General features: G+C 52.9%; 12 protein-coding genes. 2 read left to right on the top strand and 10 right to left on the bottom strand.

The window, feature by feature from the left end; translation table 11 throughout:
* Positions 1-45: 45 nt before the first annotated feature.
* Positions 46-1,065 (bottom strand): D-xylose ABC transporter substrate-binding protein, encoded by a 1,020-nt coding sequence (gene xylF, locus ACR0L3_RS03445; protein ID WP_480743659.1) that lies wholly within the window; start codon positions 1,063-1,065, stop codon positions 46-48.
* 149 nt (positions 1,066-1,214) lie between these two features.
* On the opposite strand from xylF, the gene ACR0L3_RS03440 reads away from it, so the two are divergent.
* Together ACR0L3_RS03440 and ACR0L3_RS03435 are read left to right on the top strand one after the other, a co-directional pair.
* On the top strand, positions 1,215-2,432 hold the full coding sequence (locus ACR0L3_RS03440) for an ROK family protein (RefSeq protein WP_480743658.1): 1,218 nt from the start codon (positions 1,215-1,217) through the stop codon (positions 2,430-2,432).
* The gene (locus ACR0L3_RS03435) at positions 2,422-3,933 is read left to right on the top strand and encodes a CRTAC1 family protein (RefSeq protein WP_480743656.1); all 1,512 of its coding nucleotides are present in this window, start codon (positions 2,422-2,424) and stop codon (positions 3,931-3,933) included. The genes ACR0L3_RS03440 and ACR0L3_RS03435 overlap by 11 nt, the downstream gene beginning before the upstream one ends.
* Here ACR0L3_RS03435 and ACR0L3_RS03430 read toward each other — a convergent pair whose 3' ends face one another.
* The 9 genes from ACR0L3_RS03430 to ACR0L3_RS03390 form a co-directional block, all read right to left on the bottom strand.
* On the bottom strand, positions 3,934-5,235 hold the full coding sequence (locus ACR0L3_RS03430) for a cytochrome-c peroxidase (protein WP_480743654.1): 1,302 nt from the start codon (positions 5,233-5,235) through the stop codon (positions 3,934-3,936).
* Between the two features lies 1 nt (position 5,236).
* On the bottom strand, positions 5,237-6,184 hold the full coding sequence (locus ACR0L3_RS03425; protein ID WP_480743652.1) for an aldose epimerase family protein: 948 nt from the start codon (positions 6,182-6,184) through the stop codon (positions 5,237-5,239).
* Positions 6,181-7,638 (bottom strand): xylulokinase, encoded by a 1,458-nt coding sequence (gene xylB / locus ACR0L3_RS03420; protein WP_480743650.1) that lies wholly within the window; start codon positions 7,636-7,638, stop codon positions 6,181-6,183. Before xylB ends, ACR0L3_RS03425 begins: the two co-directional genes overlap by 4 nt.
* A 103-nt stretch (positions 7,639-7,741) precedes the next feature.
* Positions 7,742-8,896, bottom strand: coding sequence for a Gfo/Idh/MocA family protein (locus ACR0L3_RS03415; protein ID WP_480743648.1), 1,155 nt, complete (start codon positions 8,894-8,896; stop codon positions 7,742-7,744).
* Positions 8,896-9,951, bottom strand: coding sequence for a sugar phosphate isomerase/epimerase family protein (locus ACR0L3_RS03410; RefSeq protein WP_480743646.1), 1,056 nt, complete (start codon positions 9,949-9,951; stop codon positions 8,896-8,898). Before ACR0L3_RS03410 ends, ACR0L3_RS03415 begins: the two co-directional genes overlap by 1 nt.
* Before the next feature lie 27 nt (positions 9,952-9,978).
* Positions 9,979-11,037, bottom strand: coding sequence for a LacI family DNA-binding transcriptional regulator (locus ACR0L3_RS03405; protein WP_480743645.1), 1,059 nt, complete (start codon positions 11,035-11,037; stop codon positions 9,979-9,981).
* A gap of 7 nt (positions 11,038-11,044) precedes the next feature.
* A complete protein-coding gene (locus tag ACR0L3_RS03400) occupies positions 11,045-12,667 on the bottom strand; it encodes a dihydroxyacetone kinase subunit DhaK (protein ID WP_480743643.1) in 1,623 nt (540 codons plus the stop codon).
* An 11-nt stretch (positions 12,668-12,678) separates the two neighbouring features.
* The gene (locus ACR0L3_RS03395) at positions 12,679-13,671 is read right to left on the bottom strand and encodes an ABC transporter ATP-binding protein (protein WP_480743642.1); all 993 of its coding nucleotides are present in this window, start codon (positions 13,669-13,671) and stop codon (positions 12,679-12,681) included.
* On the bottom strand, positions 13,664-14,761 hold the full coding sequence (locus tag ACR0L3_RS03390; protein WP_480743640.1) for an ABC transporter ATP-binding protein: 1,098 nt from the start codon (positions 14,759-14,761) through the stop codon (positions 13,664-13,666). Before ACR0L3_RS03390 ends, ACR0L3_RS03395 begins: the two co-directional genes overlap by 8 nt.

Here is a 14,761-nt window from a genome sequence, read left to right as displayed (position 1 = left end):
TCAGCAATGGTTCCCGGCCCCCGAAAGGGCCAGGGACATTAGAGTTTAGTTGCAGGGCGCAGGGCCGTTTTCAACGCCTTGGCACAAGTCTTCCAATGGAATCCAACCAGCGTCCACAACGACGGACAGGTTGTCTTTGGTGATTGGTACGGGCGCAAGGAAGACCGAGTTCATCTCGGTCCCGCCTGGCGACGTCCAGCTAATTGCACCTTCGACATCCGCAGGGGTTGTTCCACCGCTCAACGCGACCGCGATTTCGCCGGCTGCTTTACCAAGCTCACGTGCATCTTTCCAAACTGAAACTGTTTGAGTTCCCAGTGCGACGCGATTCAGTGCGGCGTGGTCACCGTCTTGGCCGGATACCGGGATACCTTCCATGCCCTGTGCAGTCAGTGCCGCAACAACGCCACCTGCTGTACCGTCATTCGAGGCGACGACCGCATCCACGTTGTTTTCATTTGCTGTCAGTATCTGTTCCATGTTCCGCTGCGCGTTCGCCGGAAGCCAACCATCTGTATAGGCCTCGCCTACGATGACGATGTCACCGCTGTCGACCGCCGCCCCGATGATCTCTTGCTGACCACCACGCAGGAAATCCGCGTTTGGATCGGTAGGAGAGCCCTTGATCATCACGTAGTTGCCCTTGGGCATGGCCTCAAAAACAGCGCGGGCCTGCATTCTACCGACTTCCACATTGTCGAAGGTCAGGTAGAACGCACGGTCATCCTCAATCAGGCGATCATACGCAATCACCGGGATACCTTCATCAGCAGCTGCCTGAACGGCCGGCCCGATCGCCTGAGCGTCCTGCGCCAGAATAATAAGCGCATCCACACCTTGAGCGATCAAGCTTTCAATGTCCGAAAGCTGCTTAGCCGAAGACGATTGCGCATCGGCCGAGATATATTCGGCCCCACCGGCTTCTAGTGCCGACTTGATTGCTGCTTCGTCCGTCTTCCAACGTTCTTCCTGAAAGTTGGACCAGCTTACACCGACCACCGGCTCTGCGAACGCGGTCGAGGCCAGCAACGTAGCCACAGCTGAGAAGCTGAGAATTCTTTTCATGATTTCCTCCCATTTGCAGAGCCATCTGTTGTTGATTCGCGGCCCTCAATTTTAAATATCACATTTATTTCAGCCGGTAAAATATTTGGCCTACAAGATGCACGCAAATTCAAATAGATTGACCCAAAGGTCAGATTCGCGAGGAAAAGATGCTGAAAAGCAAAGCCTCTTCGGTTTCTTTGGAACAAAGAAACGCTACCCGTCTGCGGGTATTGGAGCACATACGCGCTCGGGGCTCAGTCTCGCGGATCGATATCGCGGCAGCTTTGCAAACCAGCCCCGCAACCGTCACAACAGCAACTGCCGATTTGATATCAGCCGGACTGATAAAAGAAATTGAAGGCGAGGCGCAGCCCAATTCTGGCAAGAGAGGCAGACCCAGGGTTTTACTACAATTGGACGGTAAATCGCATCTGGTCGCGGGTCTGAAAGTAGCGCGCCAAGTAATCTCGGTTATTCTGGTCGATTTTGAAGGCAACGAAGTCACATCGCACAAGTACCCACTGGAACACGCCAGAATGTCACCGGCGGATTTTGTGCTGGCCATACGCAAAGCCTTGGGTGCCACTTGCGAGAGAATTAACATCTCAATCTATGACTTAGCAGGCGTATCAATAGGAGTGGCGGGCCTTGTCGATGCAAAAAGGAATTTCGTTCACTGGTCATCGTCGCTGACCGAACGAAACATTGATTGCAATAAGCTGCTATCAAACGAGCTTCCCTGCCCGGCATTCGTAGACAATGACGCCAACCTCGTTGCGAAGGCGGAACAGTTGTTCGGGCTTGGAAAAGGTCTAAAGAATTTCCTGGTTGTCACCATCGAACACGGCGTCGGCCTTGGCATCGTTCTGGACAGAAAACTCTATCGCGGCGAACGAGGCTGCGGAGCAGAGTTTGGACACACCAAAGTTCAACTGGATGGCGCCTTGTGCCAATGCGGTCAACGCGGGTGCCTGGAAGCTTATGTTGGTGATTACGCGTTGATGCGTGAGATGACCGTGAGCGGACATAACAGCCCAATGCAGAGTGTTGCTGACATATACGCTCGCTCACAATCAGGGGATGAACGAGCTTCGTTGGTACTTGCCCGCGCTGGTCAGATGTTCGGCCTGGGGATTTCTAATCTGATCAATTTATATGACCCTGAGTGCATAATTGTCTCAGGCAAGCAAATGGGCTTCGAACATCTTTTCACAGACGAAGTGATGAAGCGTATCCGACAGGGTGTTGTTAGCGTCGACGCCCCTTTGCCTGAAATCAAGGTTCATGATTGGGGTGACCTTATGTGGGCCAAAGGCGCGGCAGCTTATGGGATTGAGCAAATCTCGATCCTTAAAGTTAAGGAGCTAAAAGCGAATGCGTCCTGAGCTTCCAGCACTTTTGTTTCTTGCCTCAAGCGCCAGTGCTGAATCGCTTGCCCCAGCGTTCAAAAGTGTCGAAACAACACAGCATATCTATGATGGTGGTTGGGAACATTTTGTTGGCGGAGGAGTAGCCGTTTTCGATTGCAATGGGGACACTCTGCCTGAGTTGTTCTTTGCTGGCGGTTCAAATCGATCTCAACTGTTCACAAACACCTCGGAGGACGCGGTGTCCTTTCGGGCGGATACTCCTGATCAACTCTCGCTGACCGGAGTGACGGGCGCGTACCCATTGGACATTGATAGCGATGGCTTGATGGATTTGGCGATTTTGCGTGTGGGCGAAGATCTATTGCTTCAAGGACTGCCAAATTGCCAGTTCCGCCCCTTCCAGGGCATTGGCTTTGGATCAGAAGACCACTGGACAACAGGTTTCTCAGCCACTTGGGAAGACAATCAATTGCTACCGACTTTGGCATTCGGAACCTACGTGGACCGGTTTGACCCCGAAGGCCCGTTTGAGTCTTGTGGGCCGACACTTCTATATCGTCCGAAAGGGCACAATTACGTGCCACCAAGATATCTTGAGCCCGGCCATTGTTCGCTTTCAATTCTGTTTTCAGACTGGGCGCGAAGCGGACGTGCAGACCTTCGTGTCAGCAATGACCGGCACTATTATGTTCGCAACGGCCAAGAGCAGCTATGGGCCATGGAACCGGAACCACGGTTGTATGCGTCCCAAGAAGGATGGTTACCCTATTCAATATGGGGAATGGGGATCGCGTCACGAGATTTGACGGGAGACGGCTTTCCTGAAGTTTACCTGACATCCATGGGTGATCAGAAGTTACAGGTTTTCGACTCTGACACCGATGGCCCAACTTGGCGCGACGCAACCTATGCAAAAGGCACAACGGCTCATAGACCACATGTCGGCAATGACGGAAGACCATCGACCGGGTGGCACGCGCAGTTCGGTGACGTCAACAACGACGGCTTGGACGATATTTTCATCGCAAAGGGTAACGTAGAGCAAATGCCAGATGCCGCGCTAAACGACCCCAATAACCTGCTATTACAGACAGATGAAGGTCAGTTCATCGAAGCCTCGGATAAGGCCGGCGTTGCTTCGATGGCAAAATCACGCGGCGCGGCTCTTGCAGATTTGAACAACGATGGGTGGCTCGATCTGGTGGTTGTCAACCGGGGTTCAGCGCTTGAGGTTAGTCAGAACATTTCTCAGATGGGCAATTGGCTGTTGGTTGATGTCTCTCAGGATCAATCCAACCGGGCAGCCGTCGGTGGGTTTATTGAAGTCAGAACCTCGAAAGGTGTGCAAACCCGCGAAATAACAGTTGGGGGCGGTCATGCTGGTGGCATCGCCGGATTTCATCATTTTGGCTTGGGAAGTGAACGCGAAGTACAAATTCGGATGACTTGGCCAAACGGAGAAGCTGACGAATGGCGGTCAGTCACCTCTAACCAAATTGTTGAATTCCTTCGTTGATCATCGATCTACAGGTAGCCCGCTTGGAACTTGATCAGGAACACCTAACCGCTGCGCTGGATCTTCGAGGCTGCCCAAAAAACTAAGAAGTGCGTTGATTTCGCGATCCGTCAGGTCGACCTTTAACACATCGTTGCTTTGCGCAATGGCTTCCAAGTGTTGTTGATCCAATAACGCCCCTTGATCGTCAGAACCAGGGAATTCTGGTAAATCGGCCATTTCGATCGAATAATTTTGCAAAGACGCTACGGGATCCAAATGGTGGCGCACTATGTCTTCAAGCTGGGAAAAGGCACCGTTGTGCCCATATGGCGCGGTCAAAGTCACATTGCGGAGCGATGGCGTGCGAAAATTAAATGCGTCTTCTGCGCGACCCGTTACCCGAAGGCGCCCGTCGTCTCGAACGTGGTTCTCAAATCGCGCTGCTTTTCCAGGCCCGATCTGTGGCAATGCAATCGAATGAAAGCTGTGATCTGTCTGGAACCAGCCCGAGTGGCAACTGCTACACCCAGCTTTTCCATAAAACAAATTCATGCCCAACTGGGCTTCTTCTGACAGTTTGCCCTCGCCTCGCATCGCGCGATCAAAGGGGCTGTTGTCGGCGCGCCATTCGAACGCAATGAAATCCGCAACCACATTGGCAATAGCGGTAAGAGTGATCTCATCTTCTGGCGCGATCTCTTCAAACCGTTGTTTATATTCCGGGATCGCTGCGACGCGCCCTGCAATCAAGTCCCAAGCGCCACCTTGCTGAGTCAGAAGTCCAAGTCGGACTGCTTTGCTCACGTCATTTTCGGAATAGTGCCCCGCCATTTCGTCGGCGGACAGAACCGGAAACATGGCTTGCGCTGCCAACGCCGATTGGAATCCAGGTCGCATGTGCGTGCCCAAAGGCGTCCTGATACCGTTTGGTTGCGTTGGGTCTGCTTCCAGCCGCCCGTCGTGAAAAAAAGTTGTGAATTCAACGGCCCCGAGGTTCCAAAGTCCTGGAGAGTTGCGCGGAATGCGTTGTTCAGGAGTGTTTTCAGAACCCAACGTGCGTTTGGTGCCCAGCCCAAGCCCCCCCTCTCCGATGCCAAGGGACAGACCGTCTGACGTGCCAAGATCGGGGTGATGGCAAGTTGCGCAACTGATATTCTTGTTGCCAGACAAAATCGGATCGTAGAATAGCAGCTGCCCAAGCTCTACACGGTCGAAATCCGGTTCAAGAAACTCTGGTATCGGCCCGAGTTCCTGAGCACCAGCGCCTCCAAAAGCAGCGACCCAGAATGCGAGAACGAGGGGTAGCGTGCTTGCTCTCATATCAACCCTCAGCGACCTCTAAGGTAAGCATCTGCCGATACGGTTCATCGGGTGTAACTGTAATCGACGGAAACGACGGAATATTAGGTGCGTTAGGGTAACCAGACGGCTCAATACACAAACCAGACGAACCACAAAGTGGCTTGGCTAACTTGGCACCTGAATAGATTTGCGCTCCGGGTTGGTCAGAATATGCCAACAGAGCAAGACCAGAGGGCGCTGAAAAAACCGCAACTGGAGCGTTCGGGTCACGATCTTGGTCAAAGCAGAAGTAGTGATCGATCCCCTCTCGAACGCGCCCGATCGACTTTGGTGTTGAAAAATCCAATTGGCTACCTGCGGTCGCACACTGCCGACCGGTTGGAACTCCCAGATCATCGAGCTCCAGATACCGGTTTGATGCAAGTTTCAGTTTGTGCGCATCGACGCCTTCTGAGCTACCTAAAGTGTAGTAGTTATGTTGGGTGAGGCTAATGGGTGTAGGCTGGCTAGGAAGCGCCGTGAACGTATAACTCAATCTTGTGGATCGCAGCGTGATGCGGACTTCGAACCTGACTTCCCCGGGAAAACCGCTTTCACCTTCCCGTGAGTGATAACTTAATACGGCCTCGTTGGACGCGATCTGCTCAAGGTTCCAGAATTGCTTGGAAAGCCCATCCGCTCCGCCGTGGAGGGTGTTTTCACCCTCATTGGCGCTCAATTCGAAATGGCTGCCTTCCAAATAAAATTGCGCACCGCCAATTCTGTTTGCCACGCGTCCAACAGTTGCGCCCATGTAACTTGTGTCGGTAAAATACGCGGTTGGATCATCAAACCCGAGAACAAATGGCACGTCCTTGTACCACCACCCTTGTGTGATGGCCCCATAATTTAATACTGCAGCACGCATATCTCCGTCGAACAACACGACGGTTTTGATCCGAGAGAGCTTTTCTGTTTCGAGCGTCATTTCTCTGCTAACGGCGCTAATGCCTTGTAGAACTGTCGGTATCGCCCGTATTCATTTTCGTATGAATCGATCAGTTCACTTCGTGGCTCTATGCTTGCCTCAATGTCGGGCGGCGTCATAACTTCGCTTGGCTCTGCGTTGTTTGCCGCACAAATAGCGAGACGTGCCGCCCCCATGGCCGCTCCGAATTCGCTGCCTTTGGGCACGGTCAGCGGCACCTTCAGCACTGTTGCCAATGTTTCCAACCAGAATTTGGATCGCGCACCTCCTCCGACTGCCGTCAGGCTCGTCGGTGAGGTTCCTGTGCTTTTTAAGGCCTCCATGCAATCTCTCATCGCAAACGCGACACCCTCCATCACAGACTGGGTCAGATCAGCGGGTTCGGATGCGACGTCAACGCCTAAGAAAGCTGCCCGGATCAAGCTGTCATTATGAGGGGTTCGCTCACCTGAGAGATATGGCAGAAACGTAATCGAAGATGGGCCGGTTAAGCTTTCTGGTAGCAACGCAGCAAGTTTTTCAACAGGTTGACCTAAGTTTCGCGATAGCCAGTTCATGCTATTTGTAGCTGAGAGTATAACCCCCATTTGTATCCATTTTTCAGGAACAGCGTGGCAAAAACAGTGCACCGCAGTTTCTGGCGCAGGCGCATATGCATCCCTTGCAACAAGCATAACGCCAGAAGTTCCCAAGGAAACAAAACCCGCGCCGTCTTCTATGCAGCCAATACCACAGGCCGCCGCTGCATTGTCACCCGCGCCACCAGCCACGACAACCTTGCCAGAAAGCCCCCACGCCTGCTTTAGCTCGCTCCTTAGCTCACCACCCGGCTCGCTTCCCTCGACCAAGCGTGGCATCTGATCCGCGCGCATGTGACTCGAAGCCAGCGCTGTTTCTGACCACTTTCGTTTGCCGACATCTAACCAGGATGTTCCGGCACTGTCTGACATGTCAGAAACATATTCACCTGTCAGCCAAAACCTCAAAAAATCCTTCGGCAGCAAGACTTTGGCTGTTTTTCTAAACATGTCCGGCTCATTCGAACGCACCCATTCCAGTTTTGGCGCTGTGAACCCCGGGAATACAATATTCCCCGAGATGGTGCGCATCTGCGGCGTCTCATCAAGCAGTCTCGCCTCTTCAGCAGACCGGGTGTCGTTCCAAAGGATACACGGCCTCAGAACTTCGCCGTTGTGATCAAGCAGGGTTGCACCATGCATATGCCCGCTCAGACCGACCCCTCGCAGTTTAGCAAATGCCTGTTCGTTATCTGCGCGAAGCGTCCCAACAACCTCGTTACATGCGTCGATCCAATCCGATGGATTCTGCTCGGACCATCCGGGTTTTGGTGTTGCTGTCGTAATACCGACTTCAGCGTCGCCCAGCACATCGCCGTTGTCATCTACCAGAATTCCTCTGAGACCCGACGTGCCCAAATCCAATCCAAGATACATTCGGCTTCACCTTTGGTATTTTATTTTAGTTGGAAAAATTAATGGTTACGTGAGCCGCGTCAAGGCGCTCCGGCCAGCAAATCCACCAGAGCAGTCTACGGTTCTACTCCAGTTTCACCCAAGCCGAATTTCTGGCAGAGCTTTGCACACATGCGGCGACGAACCTGACACCATTTAAACCATCGTGAACCGTTGGATAAACGACAGACGGCTCAGGCGCGTTCCCACTTCTAAAAGCCAGAATGGCTTCTGCAGCTTCACCGTAAATGTTAGCAAACCCTTCCAGATACCCCTCAGGATGACCCGGAGGAACTCTGCTTAGTCGGTTTGCAGAATCCATAGCGCCAGCGCCATTACGGGTAATCAAACGCTTTGGTTCACCGTAGGGCGTAAACCAAAGATAGTTTGGATCTTCCTGTGCCCATTCAAGCCCACCCTTTTCGCCATAGATACGCAGTCGCAGGGCGTTTTCGTTACCGGGTGCTACTTGGGAAGACCACAACATTCCGCGTGCTCCACCTTCGAACCGAAGCAACACATGCGCATTGTCATCAACTTTGCGCCCAGGAACGAAAGCCTGCAGATCCGCTGCGAGGCTTTCGGCCTTCAATCCGGTCACAAAACACGCCAGGTTATAAGCATGTGTTCCGATGTCACCAGTTGACCCACCTGCCCCAGAGCGTTCTGGATCTGTCCGCCACTCAGCCTGTTTGAAATCTTGCTGCTCAGTCAGCCAGTCCTGCGGGTACTCGACCTGAATAACGCGGATATTTCCGATCTCCCCGCTGGCAATCATTTCACGGGCCTGCCGAACCATGGGATAGCCCGTGTAATTATGTGTCAGTATGAAAAGAGCGTTTGAACTTTCCGCCGCTTTGACCAATTTTTTCGCATCGCCAAGGGTCGAGGTAAGAGGCTTGTCGCATATCACGTGAATGCCGCGCTTCAGGAACTCTCGCGCGGCGGCGTAATGTACATGATTGGGCGTCACAATTGAGACCGCTTCAATTCCTGACTTCAGCCGCGCTTCTCGGATCGCCATCTGCTTGAAATCTTCGTAAACCCGGTCGAGACCCAAAGCTTCGCCGCTTTCGCGCGACTTCTCGGGCGTTGAAGACAAAGCCCCGGCAACCAGCTCAAACTTATCATCCAATCGCGCAGCTATGCGATGAACACCTCCTATGAAGGCGTCATTTCCTCCGCCCACCATACCAAGGCGGATGCGTGCAGAAGTTTCTTCACTTCGTCCGGTTACCATCAGTCGATCCCCAACATTTTTCGATTGGCCGCTTCGTCGGCACCGCTGTCAGCAAAGTCATCAAAAGCTTTCTCGGTCACACTAATGATATGATCGGCAACGAATTCGGCTCCCTCTATCGCGCCGTCCTCGGGGTGTTTCAGACAACATTCCCATTCAACTACAGCCCAGCCGTCAAAGTCGTTTGCAGCCATCTTTGAGAAAACTGCCACAAAATCCACCTGACCATCACCAAGTGACCGGAACCGCCCTGCTCGATCAACCCAATTTTGGTAACCGGAATATACACCCTGCCGACCGGTTGGGTTAAACTCGGCATCTTTGACGTGGAACATCCGAATCCGATCTTTGTAGATGTCGATGTTGTCCAAATAATCCAGGCACTGCAGAACATAGTGCGACGGGTCGTATAGCATGCACGCCCGCGCATGATTGCCCGTACGCTCCAGGAACATTTCGTACGTGACACCGTCATGCAGGTCTTCGCCGGGATGTATTTCGTAGCAGACATCGACGCCGCAGTCTTCTGCGTGGTCAAGGATTGGCGTCCAGCGGCGTGCCAACTCATCAAATGCCGTTTCAATCAAACCAGCAGGCCGCTGTGGCCAAGGATAAACGTAAGGCCAAGCCAGCGCACCAGAGAATGTCGCATGGGCGGAAATTCCCAGGTTTCGTGAAGCGGTCAAAGCCTTCTTGACTTGATCTACCGCCCATTCTTGCCGGGCTTTCGGATTTCCCCTTACACTTTCAGCTGCGAAACCGTCGAAAGCAGTGTCATACGCCGGGTGAACGGCCACAAGCTGCCCCTGAAGGTGCGTTGACAACTCGGTAACTTCAACGCCATTTTCTCTGGCTTTACCTTTAAAATCATCGCAATAATCTTTGCTTGACGCAGCCAATTCCAAATCGAACAATCGGCCATCCCAACTGGGAACTTGCACGCCCTCGTATCCGCAATCCGCAGCCCACTTGGTAATTGAGTCCCATGAATTGAACGGTGCTTCATCGCCCGCAAATTGTGCAAGAAATAGAGCTGGACCTTTGATCGTCTTCATTAATTTTCCTCCCGAAAACCGATGCCTCTATGGCGGTAAATTTTCCTTTAGGTAGATGTCGATACGGATGCGCTCCTGCGCTTTGTTGAATGGAACTTTGTCTGATGTCGCACGCAGAAGTCGAACCGCAGAGCGAACAAGGTGCCCAGAGTCCTGTGAGATCAAAGCGTCAAAGGTTCCTTGACTAAGCGCCTCGCGACTGAGCGGAGTCAGCTCGTGGGCGATGATTACCAAATCCTTGCCAATGTTGCTCTCGGACAAAAATTGCACCAAACCTGCATTCCCTGCAGCGGAAGAGTAAATTCCAACCAAATCGGGATAGGTTTCAAAGATACCAGGCATCATCTTGTAGATCAGGTCCGGGTCATCCCGACCTTCTACCGAGGCCACGACTTCGAGGTGGGGAAAATCTTCGGCAACAACCAGATCGAAACCCTGACGCCTTTCCAGATGGTCGCGCGCCAAACGTGACCCGGTCAGCACCAATACTTTCCCCTTGCGATGCGCAAACCGGCCCATAAGCTGTGCAGCTGTGCGTCCTGCCGACACGTTGTCAATTCCAACAAAGTGATCTCTGTCCGAGCTTGGCAAATCGGAAACCAAGGCAACGACCGGAACACCCTTATCCCTTACCCTTTTAACAGCGTCACGCACCGAAGGAGTTTCTGGCCCGAAAACGGCCACTCCATCTACTTCCAAACTATCGACGCCATCCAATATATTGACGATGTCCTGAGGCTCAAACGGAGCGACCTTTGTGATCGTAATGCGCGTTCTCTCAATAAACTGATCGCGCGATTGCTCGGCGATCTGCTTACTAATTGCCTCTACAAACTCGTTATCCGTGTCCGGCAAGATAAATAGGAAATTGTAAACTCGGTTTCGCGCAAGGTTAGCGGCAGCCGTGTCGCGAACGTACCCCAGATCATCGATCGCCTTTTGTACCTTTTGTACAGTCACCGCCCGGACACCGGGGCGCCTGTTCAATACCCGGTCAACAGTCGCCAAGCTGACACCTGCAACGCGCGCGATGTCATTTACAGTTGGCTTTTTCACCAATTCTAACTTTTGTTTTTGGTCTTCCACGTGTCTTTCAGCCCTCAATCTCCTGCGCCAAGCCCTCGAACAACAACGCGACAGCTTCAGCGCCCGGGTCGTTATGCCCTTTTAGGTTTTCTTCGGGAACATAGGCTGCTCGGCCGGCCTTCGCACGGTGAATTTTCGCTGTATTGTCAGCACCTTCCCGCGCAGCCTTTGCAGCTTGTGCTAACCCTGAAGGCAGCGCTGTCAGAGCAGGCGCAAGCGCGTCGATCATTGTCCTGTCGCCAACTTTGGCTCCACCAACCTGGCTAACGCGGTTCAGGCCTTCTACCAGTGACTTTGATATCGAAGCCCCGCTGGCACAGGCGTCTCCGGCTGCATTAAAAAAGATTGCAAGGATTACACCTGATGACCCGCCCATGGTCTGGCTCAATTCATTGCCTAGTGCAGGGAACAGCTGTGTTAGATCTGCAAGAGGCATCCGGTCCAGACTACCTTGCAACGACCGGGCGGCAGTTGCCAAAGTACTACCCGTATCTCCATCACCCGACTTGGCATCCAGCTCATTAAGATCCTTTTCAGCAAGGATAAGTAGTTCAGACAGTCGAGCAATCGTCTTTTTGGTATCTGGGTTGTTGGAAGGAATTGGATCGATCGGAGTCAAACCATCTGGCAGAGGAGCCACCTTGATGGGCTCAATTGTATTGATACCGGGCCATGCCGCCAGGTCGACCGGAGTTTGAAGCGCCGACAAGTCACCAGAGTCTACCGGCAGTACCGATACGGAAAATCCGTGCATATCCAGCGAAGTCATCATTGGTGCAGGACCAATGATGTGCCTCGCTATGCCAGTTTCAGACAAAGCATGCGTAAGAACAGACATTTCCAGGGGCGTCGTTGATCCTAAATTGTTCACCAACGCAACGCAGTCGCCAGACCCAACACGTTGCTTCAATTTTTCAACAACGGTGGACATTGCCGTCATGGCATTTGCGAACTCAACTTGCTCGACCCCTGGTTCTCCGTGGATTCCCAACCCCAACTCTGCTTTGCCCGGCGCAATCCTGTTTTCCTTGGGGGACCCCGGTACAGTACAGGTATCGAGGCTCATGCCGATACTAACCACTTTTTCGATGATGTTTTTCGCGGCGTTGGTAACTGTGCCAAGGTCAGCACCACGCTCTGCAAGAGCACCCGCAATTTTATGCACGAACAAGGTACCCGCAACACCACGCGGTTGCGGTAGGTCAGGCAAGGCGATGTCATCATCGACCACCACCATTTCAACTTTGCGCCCCAATGCGCGGGCACGTTCTGCCGCCAGCCCAAAATTCAACCGGTCGCCAGTATAGTTCTTAACGATAAGCAAGCACCCTGCCTCTCCGGTAACGGCAAGGATACCTGCGAGAACCGCTTCGACCGAAGGTGATGCAAAAACTTCACCGCAAACAGCGGCAGTAAGCATACCAGCACCTACAAAACCCGCATGGGCAGGCTCATGACCGGACCCGCCACCAGAGACCAATGCGACTTTGGACTTGTCCCAATCCGACCGATACACAACCTTGATGTGTGGATACCCATCCAAGCGGGTCAGAGCCCCGCCGGATGACGCCAGAAGGCCATCTATTGCCTCTGTTACAAGGGTTTCTTTTGAGTTGAGGAACTGGGCCATGCTTGTGCTCCTTAATTCACACGCGCACCGGACGCGTCAAAATATAGCGGATTGTGGGGACGAATTTTTACTGTCTTTCCAGAAGGATAATCCTGATGAGAGTCGATAAGGGTCACGACTGGATGGCCATTTAAGTCCAAGTGCAGCCGCGTTTGGTCGCCAAGATGCTCAGCACGTATCACGCGCGCGTCGCTGCCCTCGCCCTCGACAATGTTTTCAGGACGCAGACCAATCTGCGGACCTTTGTGATCTCCACCGAACAACTCTGACGGCAGGATATTGATCCGCGGCAGACCCAACCGACTGGCGACATATACGCTGCCGGGGTTCTCATAGATGTCGCGGGGCGTACCGTATTGAACCAACCGACCCTCTTCCAATACGCCAATATGCGTCGCCATTGTCATGGCTTCGACCTGATCGTGGGTTACATACAAAAGCGTGGACCCAAGATCTGCCTGAATTCTCTTCAGCTCCACGCGCAAATCGGCGCGAAGTTTGGCATCCAACGAGCTGAGCGGTTCGTCCATGAGAAATATCTGAGGATCACGCACCAATGCTCGGCCAATCGACACCCGCTGCATTTCGCCACCAGACAGTTCAGTGGCTTTGTTTTCCAGCTTGTGTGGAATCTGAAGAATTTCCGCAACTTCGCTCACCTTCCTGGTGATCTCATCCTCAGGTGTCTGCAGGATCGGGGATCTAAGGGGAAACGACAGGTTTTCACGAACCGTCATGTGCGGGTATAGCGAGTATTGCTGGAAAACCATGGCTACATCACGCTGCGCCGGTGTTTCATAACCGACATCGCGACCGGCAATGCGAACCGATCCTGAATCCAGCTTTTCAAGCCCAGATATCAATCTCAACGTCGTTGTTTTGCCCGCGCCGGTTGGCCCCAGAAGGACGACAAAAGCGCCGTCAGGAATAGTCATCGAGATATTGTCAACCGCTTTCACATTTCCAAACGACTTTGAGATACTTTCCAAAACGACTTCAGCCATTGCTCAACACCTCGTCGTTCAAAGCGGACCTTAGCGCCCGGCCTGTAGATTGCTCAAAAAGGGTTATCGTTGGAGAGCGGAATTCCAGTCCCACAGTCTCGCCAGGCGTCACCGTTTCACCTGCGCCAATACGAGCTTTCAGTTCACCATTGGGGCTTTGCAATGTGACGATCTGGGTCGTACCCAAGTATTCTGCGGCTAGTACCTTGGCGCGGTAATTGCTGTCGGTAGACAAGAAAACGTGCTCGGGGCGAACACCAAAGACTAGCTCGCCTTCAGCACCTTCTTTCAGCTTGGGAACAGCTTCGTCATGACCATTTAGTCTTACCAATTCTGTACCGGGTTCGACCTTGCCTTGAAACGGCAAGAAATTCATCGACGGAGACCCAATGAAATCCGCGACGAACATTGTCGCTGGCTTGTCGTAGATTTCCTGGGGAGTGCCAAACTGCTCGATCACCGCGTTGTTCATCACGACGATCTTGTCGCCCATTTGCATGGCTTCCAGCTGATCGTGCGTGACGTAAACCGTGGTCGCCCCCATTCGGTCATGAAGAGCCCGCAGTTCTTCGGCCATGTGCTCACGAAACTCTGCATCCAGCGCACCAAGCGGCTCATCCATCATGAAGGCTTTGGGTTCGCGAACAATCGCCCTACCCAGCGCCACTCGTTGTCTGTCGCCGCCCGACAGTCCACCCACTGGGCTGTCCAGGATATCAGTTATTCCCAGAATTCTGGAAACTTCCTCAACTTTGGCTTTAACATCAGCGCGCGGCATACCCTGCGATATCAGCGGATAACTTATGTTCTTTCGAACGTTCATGTGTGGGTACAGCGCGAACATCTGAAAAACGAAGGCAATGTCCCGCTCTGACGGAGGCCGCTGGCTGATTTCTTCACCGTCGAGGTATATTTCCCCGGATGTCGGCAGTTCCAAGCCAGCGATCATTCGCAAAGTCGTCGTTTTTCCGCAACCGGATGGCCCGAGCAGCATGAAAAACTCACCGTCTTCGATAGTGAATGAGCTTTCGCGGACAGCCGTGAAATCCCCAAACTTCTTCTTAACGTTTTTGACTACGATCTGGGCCAT

This window comes from Ruegeria sp. CK1 (assembly GCF_056536545.1).
The sequence above is the reverse complement of the archived record's forward strand: the minus strand, read 5'-3'. Positions and strand labels throughout refer to the sequence as shown.